Source organism: Allobosea sp. RIT-PG3_2, assembly GCF_057321085.1.
Genome location: NZ_JBXWCA010000002.1, coordinates 226,981 through 246,193, shown reverse-complemented (window position 1 = coordinate 246,193; position 19,213 = coordinate 226,981). Strand labels below are relative to the sequence as shown.

At 65.7% G+C, this 19,213-nt stretch carries 14 protein-coding genes; 7 read left to right on the top strand and 7 right to left on the bottom strand.

The window, feature by feature from the left end; all coding sequences use genetic code 11:
* Positions 1–124 precede the first annotated feature (124 nt).
* From AC2FAN_RS06895 to purU, 7 genes are all read right to left on the bottom strand, one after another.
* Complete coding sequence (locus AC2FAN_RS06895; protein ID WP_485173185.1) at positions 125–997, bottom strand: flagellar motor protein MotB; 873 nt, start codon at positions 995–997, stop codon at positions 125–127.
* A 28-nt stretch (positions 998–1,025) separates the two neighbouring features.
* The gene (gene motA / locus AC2FAN_RS06890; protein ID WP_265051604.1) at positions 1,026–1,883 is read right to left on the bottom strand and encodes a flagellar motor stator protein MotA; all 858 of its coding nucleotides are present in this window, start codon (positions 1,881–1,883) and stop codon (positions 1,026–1,028) included.
* A gap of 789 nt (positions 1,884–2,672) precedes the next feature.
* On the bottom strand, positions 2,673–4,523 hold the full coding sequence (locus AC2FAN_RS06885; protein WP_485173184.1) for an ABC transporter ATP-binding protein: 1,851 nt from the start codon (positions 4,521–4,523) through the stop codon (positions 2,673–2,675).
* A gap of 18 nt (positions 4,524–4,541) precedes the next feature.
* Entirely contained in the window at positions 4,542–5,483 is a 942-nt protein-coding gene (locus tag AC2FAN_RS06880) for an ABC transporter permease (RefSeq protein ID WP_265051608.1), read from the bottom strand.
* Positions 5,449–6,408 (bottom strand): ABC transporter permease, encoded by a 960-nt coding sequence (locus AC2FAN_RS06875; RefSeq protein WP_265051609.1) that lies wholly within the window; start codon positions 6,406–6,408, stop codon positions 5,449–5,451. Before AC2FAN_RS06875 ends, AC2FAN_RS06880 begins: the two co-directional genes overlap by 35 nt.
* 154 nt (positions 6,409–6,562) lie before the next feature.
* Positions 6,563–8,350, bottom strand: coding sequence for a peptide ABC transporter substrate-binding protein (locus AC2FAN_RS06870; RefSeq protein ID WP_265051610.1), 1,788 nt, complete (start codon positions 8,348–8,350; stop codon positions 6,563–6,565).
* Between the two features lie 209 nt (positions 8,351–8,559).
* A complete protein-coding gene (purU, locus tag AC2FAN_RS06865) occupies positions 8,560–9,423 on the bottom strand; it encodes a formyltetrahydrofolate deformylase (protein WP_265051611.1) in 864 nt (287 codons plus the stop codon).
* Between the two features lie 355 nt (positions 9,424–9,778).
* On the opposite strand from purU, the gene AC2FAN_RS06860 reads away from it, so the two are divergent.
* The 7 genes from AC2FAN_RS06860 (at position 9,779) to AC2FAN_RS06830 (ending at position 18,948) form a co-directional block, all read left to right on the top strand.
* Entirely contained in the window at positions 9,779–10,579 is an 801-nt protein-coding gene (locus AC2FAN_RS06860) for an SDR family oxidoreductase (RefSeq protein ID WP_485173183.1), read from the top strand.
* 37 nt (positions 10,580–10,616) lie between these two features.
* Entirely contained in the window at positions 10,617–11,639 is a 1,023-nt protein-coding gene (iolG, locus tag AC2FAN_RS06855; protein ID WP_485173182.1) for an inositol 2-dehydrogenase, read from the top strand.
* Positions 11,639–12,436: an inositol monophosphatase family protein gene (locus AC2FAN_RS06850; protein ID WP_485173181.1), complete on the top strand. Its 798-nt coding sequence runs from the start codon at positions 11,639–11,641 to the stop codon at positions 12,434–12,436. The genes iolG and AC2FAN_RS06850 overlap by 1 nt, the downstream gene beginning before the upstream one ends.
* A gap of 89 nt (positions 12,437–12,525) precedes the next feature.
* Complete coding sequence (locus tag AC2FAN_RS06845; RefSeq protein ID WP_442864882.1) at positions 12,526–13,563, top strand: ABC transporter substrate-binding protein; 1,038 nt, start codon at positions 12,526–12,528, stop codon at positions 13,561–13,563.
* Between the two features lie 213 nt (positions 13,564–13,776).
* Positions 13,777–15,993 (top strand): ABC transporter permease, encoded by a 2,217-nt coding sequence (locus tag AC2FAN_RS06840; protein WP_485173180.1) that lies wholly within the window; start codon positions 13,777–13,779, stop codon positions 15,991–15,993.
* Positions 15,990–17,057: an ABC transporter ATP-binding protein gene (locus AC2FAN_RS06835; protein ID WP_485173179.1), complete on the top strand. Its 1,068-nt coding sequence runs from the start codon at positions 15,990–15,992 to the stop codon at positions 17,055–17,057. The genes AC2FAN_RS06840 and AC2FAN_RS06835 overlap by 4 nt, the downstream gene beginning before the upstream one ends.
* A 163-nt stretch (positions 17,058–17,220) precedes the next feature.
* Entirely contained in the window at positions 17,221–18,948 is a 1,728-nt protein-coding gene (locus tag AC2FAN_RS06830) for a Na/Pi cotransporter family protein (RefSeq protein WP_265051617.1), read from the top strand.
* The last annotated feature ends 265 nt before the right edge of the window (positions 18,949–19,213 follow it).

Here is a 19,213-nt window from a genome sequence, read left to right as displayed (position 1 = left end):
ATTGGGTTCGATCCCGGCGCAAACGACGGATTTCGGTACGTCGTCGCAATGGTCACCCTCTTACGTCGTGTCAGCCATTGAGCTCATTCTCAAACGACTCTGAGGCCGCCGAGGCGCCCTGTCGTCAGGGAATGACGCCCGGGGGTAGCGGCGGCTCCGCATTGAGCAGCGTGATCGTCACCCGTCGGTTCGGCGGGGTGTAGGGATTGTCGACGAAGAGCGGCTCGGTGTCCGCTCGTCCCACCACGGAAACGAAGCGGTTGCTGGGGAGCCCGGCGCCCGACAGTATCTCGCGCACGGCGAGCGCTCGCCCGGCGGTGAGGCTCCAGGAATCGACGGCCTGCACCGAGCCCGGGCGCGCGGCGGCCGTATGGCCGGCGACAGACAGTTGGTTGGGCAGCCGGCGCAGGGTGGGCGCGAGCGCCTCCAGCACGAGACGAGTGCGCTCGTAGGGCTGGACCGAGCCCTCGGGGAACATGGTGCGGCCGTACTCGTCCACGAGGGAAACGTTCAACCCCTCCTTGGTCGGCTCGATCACGATGTTGCGCGACAGCTCGGCAATTTCGGGCATCTTCTGGAGCGCCTGCCGGAGGCTGGCTATGGCGCTGTAGTTGGCCTGCACGCCGGCGGCCGGGCGGCTGACCTCGCGGTCGCTGGCGCGGCCCGAGTTTGTTGGGCGCGCTTTGTCGTCTTGCCCGGTAGTGCCCCTCGCCGCGTCGCGGGGCGCCGACGGCTTGTTGCCTGACTTGTCTAGGACGGTGCCCATCAGGACGCCGCCAGCGCCACTGGTTGTAGGACTCGGAGCCGCCGGCGCGAAGTATTCCGCCAAGCCGATCTTCTGCTCCTGCGTCGTCATGCTGATCAGCCACATCAGCAGAAAGAACGCCATCATGGCGGTCACGAAGTCCGCATAGGCGATCTTCCAGGCCCCGCCATGGTGCGCATGAGCGGCCTTCTTGACCTTCTTGATGATGATCGGCTGGGTGGGCTTGGTCATCGAGTCCCTATTGGAGATTGGGTCAGATCTAGGCAGGCAGATCGGCGGTTGCCGCTTCCACTTCACTGAAGGTCGGGCGGACGTCGCTCATCAGAGCCTTGCGGGCAAATTCTACCGCCATCACCGGCGGCTGGCCGCTGATATGGGCGAGGAGACCCGCCTTGAGTGAAAGGTAGTATTTGGATTCCGCCTCGTAGATGCCCTTGAGCGACTGCGCCATGGGCCCGAAGAAGCCGTAGGCGACGAAGACGCCGAAGAAGGTGCCGACGAGCGCGCCGCCGATCAGATGTCCCAGCACCTCCGGCGGCTCGGTGATCGCCCCCATCGTCTTGATCACGCCGAGCACGGCGGCGACGATGCCGAGCGCCGGTGTTCCGTCGGCGAGCGACTGCATGGCCGCAACGACACGCTCCTGCTCCTGGTGGTGCGTCTCCAGTTCCTCGTCCATGAGAGCGTCCATCTCGTGGACGTTGTTGGCGCCCATCGTCAACATCCGCATGTAGTCGCAGACGAACTCGACCGCATGATGGTTCGCTGCAAAAGTCGGGAAGGCGTTGAACAGCGTGGACTCGCTCGGATTATCGATGTGCTCCTCGACCGCGAGCATGCCCTTCTGCTTCACAAATTTGTACAATGAATACTGCATCCCCAGCAGTTCGACATAGCATTCCTGCTTGTACTTGGGGCCCTTCATGAGCGTGCCGAGCATGGCGGGCACGGCCTTGAGCACCGGCGCGGGGTTGCCGATGACGAAGGCACCGATCGCTGCACCGAGGATGATGACGAACTCGAACGGCTGCCAAAGGACCTCAAGGTGGCCACCCATCGCCGCGTAGCTGCCGAAGACGCAGACGAAGACGATGATTGTGCCGACGATCAGCCGCATGGTTTGCCACCCTCGCACCGCAGCAGGTACAGCCACGCGAAGCCACTACTGGTCCGACGAAATGACCGATCAAGGTTAATGGCGGGTTTACAGCCATTGGCCCGCGGGTTTGTAAGCGTCGTCGTCCTCCGGCCACGGCTTTGAGGCTTGGGGCGGCAGGGTCGGCCCACGGGAGGAAATCGGGGTGCGATGAGCTCCGCCAATCCCGGTGATCGGCGTCCAATAGGGGACCGTTTCCCGGGGTCTACGCTGCGCCGCTTTGCTGTGGCCCGGCGAGGCTGAGGATGGCGCGGGTGAGAGCCAGGTGGGCAACGTGTGCAAGCGCTTCCTCGCGCCGACGCAGCGCTTCGCAAGCTACAAGGAGCCGAACGCCAGGCTTGCCGAACGCTACGTCACGCACGCCAAGGCGACGGCTCCCCCTCGGTTCCGTGGACCATCTGGCATGCCTCTGATTGCGTTCTCTCGCCGGCGCCAATCCAACCCTCCGGACAACGTATCGAGTCGCTGGAAAGCTGACCAAGAAGGTTGACCGCATATCGGACTTTTAGCCGATGCTTGCCGAGTGCCGCAGAACAGAACTTTCACGTCCGCTTGGGATCACAACTAGCACTGGCGTAACGAGGAGTGTCCGGATTTGGGCGATTTCCCAATGTCCGGTTGTGGCGCGATCAGGTCGTTTGCGGCGCCGGTCGCGAAGTTCGGCTATCCACCCAAATAGAGCATTCCCTGCAGCCCAACAAAAAACCCGCGGCTCGCGCCGCGGGCTGATCGTTTTACGCTTCGAAGGCCTCAGGCCGCGACGGCGGCCGGCTCCTTCTTCTCCCATTCCTCGCCCCAGATCATCACGGCGTGTCCCGGCGAGACCTCGCGATACTGGCGCACCGGAACGACGTAATCGGGCGCCCGCACCGGGCTCTTGATCTCGTCGTTGGTGACGGGGCGCTTCTCGGAGCGCCGGGTCGGATCGGCGATCGGCACCGCCGCCAGCAGCCGCTTGGTGTAGGGGTGCTGCGGGTTCTGGAAGATCGCCTCGCGCGGGCCGATCTCGACGATCTCGCCGAGATACATCACCGCCACGCGATGGCTGACGCGCTCCACCACCGCCATGTCGTGCGAGATGAAGAGATAGCCCAGCCCCATGCGGGCCTGCAGGTCGAGCATCAGGTTCACCACCTGCGCCTTGACCGAGACGTCGAGCGCCGAGACGGCCTCGTCCGCCACGATCAGCCGCGGCTCGACCGCGAGGGCCCGCGCGATGCAGATGCGCTGGCGCTGGCCGCCCGAGAACTCGTGCGGGAAGCGGTTCGCCATTTCCGGCAGCAGGCCGACGCGCTTGAGCAGGTCGGCGACCTTGTCGCGGGCTTCCGAACGGGTGGCGAGATTGTTGATCAGCAGCGGCTCGGCGACGGCGGTGCCGATGTTCATGCGCGGGTTGAGCGACGCGAACGGGTCCTGGAAGATCATCTGCATGCGCTTGCGCTGTTCGCGCAGGTCATGCTGGTTGAGCTTGAGCACGTCGACGCCGTCGAGCAGCACGGAGCCCGCCAGCGGCTCGATCAGGCGCATCACCGAGCGGCCGGTGGTGGACTTGCCGCAGCCGGATTCGCCGACCAGCGCCAGCGTTTCGCCGGCCTTGAGGCTGAAGGAGACGTTCTCGACAGCATGCACCCGGCCCCTGACGGAGCTCAGCAGGCCGCCGCGAATTTCGAAGCGGGTGGTCAGGCCGGAGACTTCGAGCACCGGGCGCTCGGCCGCCTGGACGGTATCGGGCACTTCGGTCGGCACGTCGGAATCGCCGGTGGCGCGGTCGACGACCGGGAAGCGCATCGGCCGGCGGCGGCCTTCCATCGAGCCGAGCTTCGGCACGGCCGAGAGCAGCGACTTGGTGTAGGGCTTCTGCGGCCTGGCGAAGATGTCCTCGGTGTTGCCGGTCTCGATCTCGTCACCGTTGTACATGACGACCGTGCGGTCGGCGATCTCGGCGACGACGCCCATGTCGTGGGTGATGAAGAGGACGGACATGCCCTCCTCGTCCTGCAGCGTCTTGATCAGTTCGAGGATCTGCGCCTGGATCGTCACGTCGAGGGCGGTTGTCGGCTCGTCGGCGATCAGCAGCTTCGGCTTGCAGGCCAGCGCCATCGCGATCATCACGCGCTGGCGCATGCCGCCCGAGAAGCGGTGCGGGTACTCGTGGAAGCGCGACTTCGCGGCGGGAATGCGGACCTTCTCCAGCAGGCGGATGGTCTCGGCCTCGGCCTCGGAGCGCGACAGGCCGCGATGCAGGATCAGCGCTTCGGCGATCTGGAAGCCGATGGTCAGCACCGGGTTCAGCGAGGTCATCGGCTCCTGGAAGATCATCGCGATCTCGTTGCCGCGGATGTGCCGCATGTCGGAATCCGGCAGCGTCAGCAGCTCCTTGCCGTTGAGCTTGATCGAGCCTTCGATCTTGCTCGAGCCGGGCGGGGTCAGCCGCATGATCGAGAGCGCGGTCACGCTCTTGCCGGAGCCGGATTCACCGACGACCGCCAGCGTTTCCTTCGGCTTGATGTCGAAGGAGATGTTGCGGACGACCGATTTCCAATGGCCTTCCACTCGGAAGGAGGTCGTGAGGTTCGAAACGGACAGGATCGGGGAGGTCATCTCAGGTCCTTCTCTGGATCAGATCACGCGGCGCGGGTCGAGCGCATCGCGCAGGCCGTCGCCGATGAAGTTGATCGACAACACGGTGAGGAAGATTGCAGCGCCGGGGAACAGTGCCCAGTGCGGCGCGGAGTCGAGATGGTCCTTGGCGTCGAACAGCAGGCGACCCCAGGTCGGGATATCAGGCGGGAAGCCGAGGCCAAGGAAGGAGAGCGTCGATTCCGCGATGATGGCCGAGGACACCTCGATGGTGGAGGCGACGATCACCGGGCCGAGCGCGTTCGGCAGGATGTGGCGGGTCATCTGGCGCAGCTTGGTCGCGCCCTGGGCGCGGGCGGCCTCGACGAACTCCTTCTCGCGCAGCGAGAGGAATTGCGCGCGCACCAGCCGGGCCACCGGCATCCAGCGCAACCCGCCGATGACGACGACGATCAGCACGAAGACGCCGCCCTCCACCCCGAACAAGGCCTTCAGCTGCTCGCGGAACAGATAGATGATCAGCAGCAGCAGCGGCAGCTGCGGCAGCGACAGGAACAGGTCCGTCACCCACATCAGCACAGGGTCGGCGACCTTGCGCGACATGCCGGCGAAGGCGCCGATGATGACGCCGACGGTCGTCGCGACGATCATCGCGGCAAGGCCTACGGCGAGCGAGATGCGTCCGCCATACATCATGCGCGCCAGAATATCCTGGCCGAGGTCGTCGGTGCCGAGCGGGTGCGCCCAGGACGGCCCCTGCAACTGCGCCGAGAAGTCGATGTCGTTGATCGCGACCGGCCAGAACCACGGGCCGACGACGACGCTGAGGATCAGGAAGGCGAGCACGACGGCGCTGGCCATGGCGAGCTTGTGCCGGCGGAACCGGCGCCACGTCTCGCGCCCCGGCGAGACCGCGACGGTGGCGGCTGCGGCCGTCACGATCGGATCAGCTGAAGGAGATGCGAGGGTCGAGCCAGCCATAAAGGACATCCGCAATGAGATTGAACATGACCACCAGGCAAGCGAAGACGAAGGTCACCGCCATGATCACAGGTGTGTCGTTGGCGAGGATCGCGTCGATCAGAAGCGAGCCGATGCCGGGGATTCGGAAGATCTGCTCGGTCACGATGGCGCCGCCGAACACGGCGGGCATCTGCAGCGCGACCAGCGTCACCACCGGGATCAGCGCGTTGCGCGTGATGTGCCGCAGCGTGACCTTGCGCTCGCTGAGGCCCTTGGCGCGCGCGGTGGTGACATAGTCGAGCCGGATGACGTCGAGCACGGCCGAGCGGACATAGCGCGTATAGGAGGCCGCCTGGAACAGGCCGAGCACCATGATCGGCATGATCGCCTGGCGGAACATCTCCCAGTACCAGCGCCAGCCGGTCGCGGCGACGTCGGAACGATAGACGAAGGGGAACCAGTCCAGCGAGACCGAGAAGATCAGGATGAAGAGCAGGCCGGTGAAGAAGGTCGGCAGCGAGAAGCCGACGAATGCCAGCGTGTTGGCGATCTGATCGAAGATCGAATAGGGCCGCGTCGCCGCGTAGATGCCGACCGGCAGGGCGATGCACAGCGCCAGGATCTGCGAGGAGCCGACCACGAACAGCGTCGTCGGCACGCGCTGCAGGATGAGCTTGTCGACATTGATGCGGCTGGCGAAGGAGAAGCCCCAGTCGCCCTGGGCCATGGCGCCGAGCCAGCGCAGATAGCGCACCATGATCGGGTCGTTCAGGCCGAAGCTGGCGCGGATGGCTTCGCGCACCTCGGGCGGCACGTTGGGATTGGTCGCCATTTCGGAGAACGGATCGCCCGGCGCCAATGCAAGCACCGTGAACAGGATCACGCTGATTCCGAGAAGACTTGGAATGGCGATCAACAGCCGCCGTATGAGATAGGTCGCCATATAGTTTCTTCTCTTTGCGTGCGCGGCACCGCCGCGGACTGAACGCCGATTGCAACCGGCCCATCCTTGCGGCTTGCCGCAGCCGAAAGGATGGGCCGGGTACAAAAGCGGCCCCTCGCGGAGACGAATCTCTCCGCGAGGGGCCGCCTGGCTCTTAGCTGCGATACCAGGCCGCGAGGTTCCAGGTATCGACGTCCCAGCCGGAATGGTCGTGGGAAAGGTTGTTCAGCGATGCGGCCACGCGGGTGCGGGACAGCAGCGGCAGGATGATGTTGGCCTCGCAGAAGATCTCGTTGACCTTGATCAGCAGCGCGGCGCGCTTGGCCGGGTCGAGCTCCTTCTGAGCGGCCTTGTAGGCCTCGTCGGCAGCCGGATCGGTGTAGCGCGAGACGTTGCGGCCGAGCCACTTGTTCTCCTTGGTCGCGACCTCCCAGGAGACGAACTGGTTGAGGAAGCGCTCCGGATCGGGCTGGGGCTGGGTCGTCGTGTACATCTCCATGTCGACATAGAGCTTGGTGTAGGTGTCGGGATTGGCGACGTCCGACGAGAAGAACACCGAGGCCGTGACCGACTTGAGCTCGAGATCGATGCCGGCGCGCTGGCAGGCCTGCTTGATGATGGCCTGGGTCTTCTGGCGCGGGGCGTTGATCGAGGTCTGGTAGACGTATTTGAGCTTCTTGCCGTCCTTCTCGCGGATGCCGTCGGCACCCTTCTTCCAGCCGGCGTCGTCGAGGATCTTGTTGGCCTTGTCGACGCTGAACTCGTATTTCAGCTTCTGCGACTTGAACTGCTTGGGCTCGTTGACGAAGCTCGCCGTCGCGATGCCGCCGCGGCCATAGATGAACTTCTGGATCGAGTCGCGATCGATCAGGAGGTTGATCGCCTCACGCACCTTCGGATCCGACAGCGTCGGGTGCTTGGTCTTGATGCTCGAGCGCTCGCCGTCGACTTCCGTCCACGGATCGGTCGGGTTCAGGATGATGAACTCGATGTCGCCCGAGGCGACCGCGCTGATCTTGCCGCGACCGCCGGTCTCCATGCGCTTGAGGACCTCGTCCTCGACCTGCAGGTTCCAGGCATAGTCATATTCGCCGGTCTGCAGCACGGCGCGCGCCGCCGAGACTGCGTCGCCGCCGCCCTTGACCTCGAGCGTGTCGAAGGCGGGCTGGTTCTTGATGTGATAGTCGACGAAACGCTCGCCGGTCAGGACGTCGCCGGGCTTGAACTCGACGAACTTGTAGGGGCCGGTGCCGATCGGCTTCAGGTTGTCCGGCGCCTCGCGCGACTTGGCGCCGACATAGTCGCCGAACCGGTGCTTGGGCAGGATCTGGCCGACGGTGCCGACGAAGGGGTCGGCCCAGAACGGCGTCGGCTGCTGGAAGATGACCTTGACGGTGAGGTCGTCGACCTTCTCGACCTTGATGTTGGTATAGGAGCCGGTGGTGTAGGCGGCCGTCGCCGGATCCTTGGCGTATTCCCAGGTGAAGACCACGTCGTCGGCGGTGAAGGGCTTGCCGTCATGCCACTTCACGCCGGGCTTCAGCTTCCAGGTCACGACCGTGCCGTCGGCCGAGAGCCCGCCATTGGCCTTCGTGGGCACCTCGGCGGCGAGGCAGGGGATGAGGTTGCCTTCCTTGTCCCAGCCGGCGAGCGGCTCGTAGAAGATGCGCGAGGCGATCTGGTCCTTGGTGCCGGAGGCGAAATGCGGGTTGAGCAGGGTCGCGGCCTGCCAGAGCAGGATCTTCAGCGGCCCGCCGCCACCGGCCTTGGTCGGCTTGTATTCGAGCGTGGCGTTCGCCATCGCGACATCGTTCCAGACGAGGATCTGGCTTGCGATCGGCGCGGCGATACCCACCGCCGCCATCTTTTGCATGAAGGAGCGTCGCGAAAGCGTGCCTTCCTTCACATCCGCGACGAGGCCGCGGATTTCCTGCTCTTTCATCGGATTGCCTCCACCTTTAAACAATAAATTATCCCCCGGCGCTTTCGCGCCGTGTTTTCGTTGATGGCCTCAGCAAGGCATGTGCCAACGAAAGCGTCAACTGTGCAGCGCGGGACTGGTATGTCCCTGTGACGGTCTCGGATGGCTGGAAGCGGGAGCGTATGCATGAATGTGCCTTGCGCCTGCATCTTGCTGCAATTTTATGCGGGTCAATCCGTAAAGACGACAGTTTTCTTTCCGTTGAGAATGATGCGGTCCTCGAGGTGATGGCGGACGGCGCGCGCCAGCACGCGCCGCTCGATGTCGCGCCCCCTGCGGACGAGATCGTCAGGCGTGTCCCGGTGCGAGATGCGCTCGACGTCCTGCTCAATGATCGGGCCTTCGTCGAGATCCGAGGTCACGTAATGGGCGGTGGCGCCGATCAGCTTCACGCCGCGCTCATGCGCCTGGTGATAGGGCTTGGCGCCTTTGAAGCCGGGCAGGAAGGAATGGTGAATATTGATGCAGCGCCCGGCGAGCTTGGCCGAAAGCCCGTCGGACAGGACCTGCATGTAGCGCGCGAGCACCACGAGATCGGTCCGGCTGTCCTGGATCCGCCGCCAGATCTCGGCCTCCTGCTCCATCTTGGTCTGGCGGGTGACCGGCAGGTGGTGGAAGGGCAGCTCGCCCAGATCGGTCGAGGCGAAATGCTCGCGCGCGTGATTCGAGACGATGCCGGTGATCTCCATCGGCAATTCGCCGATCCGCCAGCGATAGATCAGGTCGGCCAGGCAATGGTCGAATTTCGAGACCAGAAGCATGACGCGCTTGCGGCGGCTGGCCTCGTGCAGGCTGAGCTCCATGCCGAAGCGCCGGCCGAGCGCCGCGAGCGATTCCGCGATGGCCGCGTGCGGCTGGCTGCCGTCAAGCCGGTTGAAGACGACGCGCATGAAGAACCGGTCGGACTCGGTGTCGTCGAATTGCTGTGCGTCGAGGATGTTGCAGCCGGCCTCGAACAGCAGGGTGGAGACGGCGGCGACGATGCCGGGGCGGTTCGGGCAGGAGAGGGTCAGGGTCGAGCTGAGATCGAGCATGGCTGGCGCCGCCCGCCGGGGCGGCCCTTTCACGATAGAGATGAAGACATGAAGCGAGGAGCCGGCTGCGCGCGACGCGCTGCGGTCAACCTCGGCCGGCCGGGCGCCGGAAAGCTGCCGCCGGTGAGCGACGTTGCGGCCGGGAAAGGCGCTTCGGTCTCGCTGTCCTCATGATCGTCCGGGCTGTCCTGGCTCATTGGTCGGCTGGACCATGCCGGATCAAACACCGCCCCCGGCGGCTTTTGTCAACGCGGCCGGCTGGAGCGCCTTGACTTGTTCGTGCCGAGAATGGAATATTTATTCCAATAAGCGGGAAGCCTAAAAAATTCCTGCCGTTTTCCGGGAGGCAGCTTCCTTGCCGCAAGCCAGCGTGTTCAGCCGTGATCTCCACGGCAAGGTCGCCGTCGTCACTGGTGCCAGCCAGGGGCTTGGCGAGGCGATCGCGCGCGAATTCGCTACACGCGGCCTGCAGGCCGTGCTGCTGACCGGGCGCAATGCGGCGCGCGGCGAGGCGGTGGCGGAGAGCCTGCGCACCGGGGGCTGCGACGCTCGTTTCCATCAGGTCGATCTCGCCGATCTCGACGCCGTCAGGCAGATCGTCCCGGCGGCGGAGAAGGCCTTCGGCCGCCTCGACATTCTCGTCAACGCCGCCGGAGACACCGATCGCGGCACGATCTTCGACACCTCGCCGGAGCTCTACGAGCGCATCATGGCCGTGAACCTGCGCGCGCCCTTCTTCCTGATCCAGGGCGCGGCCGAGCTGATGCAGCGACAGGGCATCGCTGGCGCCATCGTCAACATCCAGTCGATGTCGGCCCATGGCGGCCAGCCTTTCCTCTCCGCCTACAGCGTCTCGAAGGGCGCGCTGGCGGTGCTGACCAAGAACGTCGCCTACGGCCTCATCAAGCATCGCATCCGCGTCAACGGCCTGAACATCGGCTGGATGGCGACCCCGGGTGAGGACGCCATCATGAAGCTGCGCCACGACGCCAGGGATGGCTGGCTCGACGAGGCCGCCGCCTCCCAGCCTTTCGGCCGGCTGATCGATCCGCGCGAGGTCGCCAAGGCGGTCGCCTATCTCGCTGCCGCCGAGTCGGGGCTGATGACCGGCGCGAACATCGATTTCGACCAGAACATTCTCGGCGCGCACGACTAGCGCGCCGAGCTCAATCGCGGCAGGACGGCCGCCGGACATGACCACGGGACTGAAGACGACCATGAAGATCGGATTGCTGGGCGCCGGCCGCATCGGGCGCATCCACGGGCTGAACGTCGCCGCGCGCGGCGATGCCGAGTTGGTCGCCGTCACCGACGCGATGCCGGAGGCCGCCGCCTCGCTCGCCGCCGCCACCGGCGCGAAGGCCGCGAGCACCGAGGCGATCCTCGCTGACACCGCCATCGACGCGGTGCTGATCTGCACCCCGACCGACACCCATGCCGATTTGATCGAGCAGGCAGTCTCCGCCGGCAAGGCCGTGTTCTGCGAGAAGCCGGTCGATCTCGACGCCGCCCGCATCCGCCGTTGCCTGGAGATCGTCGGCAAATCCGGCAAGCCGCTGATGATCGGCTTCAACCGCCGCTTCGATCCGAATTTCGCCGCGCTGGAGAAGCGGTTGCGGGCAGGCGAGGCCGGCGAGATCGAGATCGTCACCGTGATCTCGCGCGATCCCTCGCCGCCGCCGGTTGGCTACGTCAAGCGCTCGGGCGGGCTCTTCCGCGACATGATGATCCATGATTTCGACATGGCGCGCTTCCTTCTGGCAGAGGAGCCGGTCGAGGTCTTCGCGCTCGGCTCCGCCCTCGTCGACAAGGCGATCGGCGAGGCCGGCGACGTCGATACCGCCGCCGTCGTCATGAAGACGGCGTCGGGCCGCATCGCCCAGATCTCGAATTCCCGCCGCGCGACCTATGGCTATGACCAGCGCATCGAGGTCCACGGCTCCAAGGGCATGCTGCGTGCCGGCAACATCCACGAGACGACCGTCGAGATCGCGACGGGGCAGGGCTTCCGCGCCGATCCCGTGCAGAACTTCTTCCTCGAGCGCTATGCGGCCGCCTATCGCGCCGAGCTCGACGCCTTCATCGCCGCCTGCAACGGGAAGGCTATGGCGTCGCCGACCGGCCTCGACGGGCTGAAGGCCCAGATCCTCGCCGATGCCGCGACGGAATCGGCACAGACCGGCAAGCCGGTCCGCGTCGATCTGGGAGCCAAGTGATGGCTGGTGGTGCGATGAGCCCGGCGGAACGCGATCTGCGCTATTATGCGGCGCTCGGCCTCGCCGCCGAGGCGAGCCATCTGGCCCTGGGCTATTTCAACAAGCGCGAGTCGCTCGGCGTCACCATGAAGGGCGCACAGGACTGGCTGACCGTGGCCGACGGCAAGGTCGAGGACTTCCTGCGCCAGCGGCTTTCCACGCTGTTCCCGAACGATTCCGTCATCGGCGAGGAAGGCGGCGGCGAGGCCTCCGACGCCGTCTGGATTCTCGATCCGATCGACGGAACAGCCAATTTCGCCCATGGCGACCGCAACTGGTGCATCTCCATCGGCTTCCTCGCGCAGCGGCAGCCGGAGATCGGGGTTGTGGCGGCGCCGGCGCTCGGCGAGGTCTATGCCGCGCGGCGCGGTGTCGGCGCCACGCTGAATGGCGATCCGATCAAGGTTTCAGGGGCGGCCGACATCGCCCGCTCCTCCGTCGAGCTCGGCTGGTCGACCCGCATTCCCGCGCAGAACTACCTGAAGGTGATCGAGCGCGGCTATGCGGCGGGCGCGGCGATGAAGCGCGGCGGCTCCGGCACCCTCGGCCTTTGCCATGTCGCCGGCGGTTGCAGCGACGCCTATGCCGAACTTCACATCAACGCCTGGGACGTCGCGGCGGGCATCGTCATCGCCAGCGAGGCCGGCGCTCACATCAATGATTTTTTCGCCGGCGAAGGGATCGCCAAGGGCAATCCGATCCTGTGCTGCACGCCGGAGCTGGCACCGGTGCTGAAGGAGATCACCGGAATCGTTTAGCCAGCACGATATTTGATTGATCTTTCGGAGAAGTCGTCTCAGCTTCGTCTCAAGCCACAAAAACAAGAGATCCGATCAGGGAGGTTACCATGCAGTCGAAATCCTGGCTCAAGGCGGGGCTCTTCGCCGCGCTCGCCACCGCGGCCTTCGCCGCCACGCCGGCCCGCGCTCAAGGGTCGCTCGTCATGTATTGCGGCGTCCAGGAGGAATGGTGCCGCGCCATGTCGACGGCCTTCGAGAAGGACACCGGCATCAAGGTCGCGATGACCCGCAAATCGGCGGGCGAGATCTACGCCCAGCTCAAGGCCGAATCCTCCAATCCGCGCGGCGACATCTGGTGGGGCGGCACCGGCGATCCGCATCTGCAGGCGGCGGAGGAGGGGCTGACCCTCGAATATGAATCGCCCAAGAACGCTGAGCTGAACAGCTGGGCGCTAGACCAGTGGAAGGCCGCCAAGCAGCGTTCCATCGGCATCTATGCCGGCGCGCTCGGCTTCGGCTTCAACACCGAGCAGATCAAGGCCAAGGGCATCCCCGAGCCGAAATGCTGGGCCGACCTGCTCAACGCCAAGCTCAAGGACGACGTCCAGGTCGCCGATCCCAACTCGTCCGGCACCGCCTACAACCTGCTCGCCACCGTCGTGCAGCTGATGGGCGAGGAGAAGGGCTTCGAGTATCTCAAGGCCCTGCACAAGAACATCAGCCAGTACACCAAGTCGGGCGCCGCTCCGGCCAAGGCGGCGAGCCTCGGCGAGACCGCCGTCGGCATCGTCTTCATCCATGACGCGGTGGTCTTCGCCGTGCAGGGCGACCCGATCAAGCCGGTCGCGCCCTGCGAGGGCACGGGCTACGAGATCGGCTCGATGTCGATCGTCAAGGGCGCGCGCAATCTCGACAACGCCAAGAAGTTCTACGACTGGGCCCTGACCCCGGCCGCCCAGGCGCTGGCCGCCCCGGCCAAGTCCTATCAGGTGCCGTCGAACAAGGCTTCGCCGGTGCCGGCGCAGTCGCCGAAGATGGATCAGATGAAGCTGATCAACTACGACTTCGTGAAATACGGCTCCTCGGCCGAGCGCAACCGCCTGCTCGCCAAGTGGGACAAGGAAGTGAAGGCGCTGCCGAAGTAAGGCGAAGGCCTGCACGGCTTTCATCCTGAACCACGCCGTCATCCCGGACGTAGCGAAGCGAAGATCCGGGATCCATCGTAGAGCTTTCGGCCCTCCGATGGATCCCGGGCCGAGCCCGGGATGACGGCGACGGTTCCATGCAGAACAAGCTCCGCAGTCACTAGGCCAGAACAACTGGCCAGACTGCAATCAAGGTGAGGGGACAGGGCAACCATGGCGCCAGCGACGCGACTCGTGCTGCTGATCGGCTGGCTCGGCTATGCGCTGATGCCCTGGTATCTCGTCGAGGGCATGAGCCTGACGAGCTGGGGCTGGCTCGGCGAGTACCCGTTCGGCAAGGCCGGCAGCGCGCTGGCGCTGGCTCTTTCGGGCCAGACGCCCTGGCTCCTGCCGGTCGGCATTGCGCTGGCAGCGGCGACGGCCTTCGTCGGTAGCCATGACCGGCAGCGCACGGCCCGCGTGCTGGTCTGGGCGGGCCTGCTCGGCATGGTCCTGTTCTTCGCCCAGGCCTTCTCCATCGTCCTGCAGGACCAGGGCATTCCATGGCTCGCGGCGCTGCTCGGCGGGGCCGGCGCCGCCCAGCGCGGCATCGGCGGCGGCGCCTTCGTGACGCTGCTGTCGCTGCTCTTCCTGCTCTGCCACGGCCTCGCCTATCGCGGCGTCTGCCGGGGCGACCTCTTCACCGTCTCGACGATCGGCCTCGTCGTCCTGCTGATCGGCATCTTCATCTTCTTCCCGGTGGCGATCATCCTGAAGAGCGCCCTGGTCGACCAGAGTGGCGCCTTCGCGCCCTCGGCCTTCATCGCGCGCTTCCTCGATTCCTCGATCTGGGGGCTGGGCTGCGTCACCAGCAACACCAATTGCGGCGTCGCCTGGAACACGCTGGTCCTCGCCGTGCTCTGCGGCGTCATCACCACCCTGCTTGGCCTTGCCTGCGCGCTTCTCATCCTGCGCACCGGCATGCCGGGCAAGCGCATCATGCGCGCGCTGACGGTGCTGCCGATCATCACGCCGCCCTTCGTCATCGGCCTGGCGCTGATCCTGCTCTTCGGCCGCGCTGGCGCGATCTCGACGCTGCTCTACGAATGGTTCGCCATCCCACGCTCGCGCTGGCTCTACGGCCTGCCGGGCGTGCTGCTGGCCCAGGTGCTCGCCTTCGCGCCGATCGCCTTCCTCGTGCTGATCGGCGTGGTGCAGGGCATCAGCCCAAGCCTGGAGGAAGCCTCGCAGACGCTCGGCGCCAAGCGCTGGCAGACCTTCCGCACCGTGACATGGCCGCTGCTCAAGCCCGGCATCGCCAACGCCTTCCTGCTCGGTTTCGTCGAGAGCATGGCCGATTTCGGCAATCCGCTGGTGCTCGGCGGCAATTTCGAGGTGCTCTCCACCAAGATCTTCTTCGCGGTGGTCGGCGCTTCCTACAATCAGGGGCAGGCGGCGGTGCTCGCCATCGTGCTGCTCGCCTTCACGCTCGGCGCCTTCTGGGTGCAGCAGCGCTGGCTCGGCGGCAAATCCTATACGACCGTGACCGGCAAGGGCGATGCCGGCCTGCCGACGCCGCTGCCGCGCCGCATCACCTGGCTGTCGGCGGCCGTGATCGTGCCCTGGGTCGCGCTGACGCTGGTGATCTACGTCGTCATCCTGGTCGGCGGCTTCGTCCGCAACATGGGCCGGGATTTCACGCCGACCCTGCAGCATTACACGACCGGGTTCGCCATCGACTTCAGCAACGGCATCTATTTCCAGGGCTCGGCCTGGCCGTCCTTCTTCACCACCATCAAGGTCGCGGCGATCTCGGCGCCGCTGACGGCGATCATCGGCCTGCTGACCGCCTATCTGCTGACCCGCCAGCGCTTCCGCGGCCGCGGCGGGCTGGAATTCGCGACGATGCTCTCCTTCGCCATTCCCGGCACGGTGCTCGGCGTCGCCTATATCCTCGCCTTCAACGTGCCGCCGGTCGAGATCACCGGCACGGGGCTGATCCTCATCATCGCCTTCGTCTTCCGCAACATGCCGGTCGGCGTGCGCTCCGGCATCGCCGGCCTGTCGCAGATCGACAAGAGCCTGGACGAGGCCTCGACGACGCTGCGCGCCCGCAGCTTCACCACGCTCTGGCGCGTCGTGCTGCCGCTCTTGAAGCCCGCGCTGGTCTCGGCGCTGGTCTATTCCTTCGTGCGCTCGATGACGGCGGTCAGCGCCGTGATCTTCCTGGTCTCGGCCGAGTACAACCTGTCGACCGCCTATATCGTCGGCCGTGTGGAGGCCGGCGAGTTCGGCCTCGCCATCGCCTATTCCTCTGTGCTGATCGTCTTCATGGCGCTCGGCATCGGCCTCATCCAGTTCGGCGTCGGCGAGCGCAAGCTCGGCCGCCGCAAGGTCGTGGCACTATCCAGCTCGGTCTCCGACCCAATCACCCAGGGAGCAACAAGTTGACGAAGGCCGGTCCCGCTTCTGTCGAGTTCCGTAACGTCTCCATGCGCTACGGCGCGGTGACGGCGGTCGACAACGTCAATTTCACCATCGAAGCCGGCAAGCTCGTCACGCTGCTCGGGCCCTCCGGCTGCGGCAAGACCACGACTTTGCGCATGATCGCCGGCCTCGAGATCGCCAGTGAGGGCCAGATTCTGATCGGCGGCAATGACGTGACCAAGCTGTCCGCTGCCGACCGCGACGTCTCCATGGTCTTCCAGTCCTATGCGCTCTTCCCGCATATGAGCGTGCTGGAGAACGCGGCCTACGGCCCCACAGTGAAAGGGCTCGGCAAGGAGCAGGCGAAGCAGATGGCGCTGGAGAAGCTGGCGCTGGTCGGCCTCAAGGGCTTCGAGAGTCGCTACCCCTCCGAGCTCTCCGGCGGCCAGCAGCAGCGCGTCGCCGTGGCGCGCGCCCTCGTGCTGGAACCGCAGGTGCTGCTCTTCGACGAGCCGCTCTCCAACCTCGACGCCAAGCTGCGCCGCCGCGTCCGCGAGGAAATCCGCGAATTGCAGCAGGATCTCAACCTGACCGTGGCCTACGTCACCCATGACCAGGAGGAAGCGCTGGCCGTCTCCGACCGCATCATCGTGATGTCGAATTCGCGGATCGCGCAGGAGGGCGCGCCGCGGGACCTCTACGAGCAGCCCTCCAACGCCTTCGTCGCCGACTTCATTGGCGACGCCAATCTGGTGGATGTCACCGTGAAGGCCGTGGCCGATGGCCGCGCCGATGTCGGCATCGGCTCGACCACCGTCTCGCTGCCGGCGCGCGGACTGGGACCGGGCCCGGCCAAGGTCGCGATCCGGCCTGAATCCCTGCTGCTCGGCGAGGCCGGTCTGGCTGGCTCGCTGCCCGGCACGATCCGCAAATGCGCCTATCTCGGCAACCATCTCGACATCATGGTCGAAACCGAGGTCGGCGAGCTCTTCGTGGTGCAATACGGCGCCCGCGATCTGCTGGAGCAGGGCGCGCCGGTCGCGGTTTCCTTTGCGAAATCGGGCGTGACGCTGATTCCGCCCAACTGAGCCGGGCGAAGATCGATAAAAATCAACGTTCGTATGCCATCCGAATGGGCGTTCTGCCGCATTCTCGGCACTTTCAGGCGTTATTTCTGTTGAGTTGGCTAATCAAAAAATGATAGATTCTGCTGACACATGATCACCCAAAACGGGGAAAGACCGCACTGAAATGGCCACGGGCGAAAGCGCTACCAACATCCTGCTCCACCTCGCCGGCGGCGTCGCGCTGCTGATCTGGGCGGTCAGGCTGGTCCGAACGGGCGCGATGCGCGCCTTCGGCTCCCAGCTCAGGCATGCGCTGCAGAGTTTCACCCGCAATCGTTTCGCCGCTTTCGGCAGCGGCATCGTCGTCACCATGGTGCTGCAGAGTTCCACGGCGACGACTCTGCTGGTCTCCTCCTTCGCCGGTCAGGCCTTGATCGGCTCGGCCATGGCGCTCGCGGTCCTGCTCGGTGCCAATCTCGGCACGGCGCTCGCCGCCTTCGTCATCTCGATGGATCTCGGCTGGCTCTGGGGCCTGTGCATCGCCATCGGCGTCGCGATGTATCTGTCGAGCGAGGCGATGGAGCGCCCGCGCAATATCGGCCGCGTCCTCGTCGGCATCGGCCTGATCCTGCTCTCGCTGATCGAACTGAATACGGCCGCCGCCCCGCTCGCCCAGTCGCCGACCTTCCGCGTCGTGCTCGGCGCCCTCGGCAGTGAGCCGCTGCTCGCCGTGCTCGTCGCCATCGCCGCGACCTGGATGGTGCATTCCAGCATCGCGATCATCCTGCTGGTCGCGACCTTCGCTTCCTCAGGCCTGTTCCCGCCGGCGACGGCTCTGACGCTGGTCATCGGCGCCAATCTCGGCAATGCGCTGATCCCGGTGCTCGACCAGCTTGGCGCGCCCGCCGCCCAGCGCCGCGCCGCCGTCGGCAACCTGCTGACCCGGCTCGTGCTGGCGATCGCCGTGCTGCCCTTCGTCGGCCCGCTCTCGGCCTGGCTGCTCAGCCTGCCCTCTGCCGATGCGCGCCTCGCGATCGAGTTCCACGTCGCGCTGAACTTTGTGGGTGCGCTCGTCTTCCTGCCTTTCGTCAAGCCGATCTCATCGCTGGTCGAGCGCTTCATGCCCGGCAAGAACGATAAGGCCGAGGCCGTGGCGCCGCGCTATCTCGACCCCAACGCGCTCGACAGCCCGACAGAGGCTCTGGCCGGCGCCATGCGCGAGGCGCTACGTCTCGGCGACCGCGTCGAGGTCATGCTGCGCGACACCATGACCCTGCTGGAGAAGGACGAGCTCAAGCTCTCCCGTGCCATCGCCCAGGCCGATGACGGCGTCGATACCATCCACGAATCGATCAAGCTCTATCTGGTCAAGGTCTCTCGCAACGAGCTGACCGAGGAGGAGAGCCGCCGCCTGTTCGAGATCATCACGCTGATCACCAATCTCGAGCATATCGGCGACATCATCGACAAGAATCTGCGCGAGCTCGCCGAGAAGAAGATCCGCAAGCGCTACACCTTCTCGCCGGAGGGGCTCGGCGAGATCCGCCAGTTCCATCAGCGCGTCGCCTCGGCGCTGGCGCTCGCCCTCAACGTCTTCGCCACCCGCGACCTCGTGCTCGCCCGCCAGCTCTTCGCCGACAAGGCGGCGATGCGCGAGGCCGAGCGCCACGCCGCCGACAGCCATTTCCAGCGCCTGCGCTCCGGCCGGCCGGAATCGATCGAGACCAGCGCGATCCATCTCGACATCATCCGCGACCTCAAGCGCATCCACGGCCACGTCGTCTCGATCGCCTATCCGATCCTCGAGAGCGCCCACGAGCTGCGCGAGAGCCGCCTGCGTGAGACCAAGGAAGCGGCCCGCAATCGCGAGACGCCGACCGTGCTCATTCCGTCGCCCCATTCGGGGGGGTAGAGCGCGCGCTCCACAACGGTGTCGTCATTCCGGGGCGGCCCACAGGGCCGAGCCCGGAACCCATGAACACGACGTCTCGGAAAAGAAGCAAGGCGCGGCAGCCGTCGTTCCGCTCCGGCACCTATGGTGTTCATGGGTTCCGGGCTCATTGCTGCGCAATGCCCCGGAATGACGGTGGAGCTTTGAGAGCCGGGTAAGCCGGCGCCGGGTCACCTCGGCGCCGCGAGGATGATCGCGGCTCCGGTGAGGCAGACGATCCCGCCGG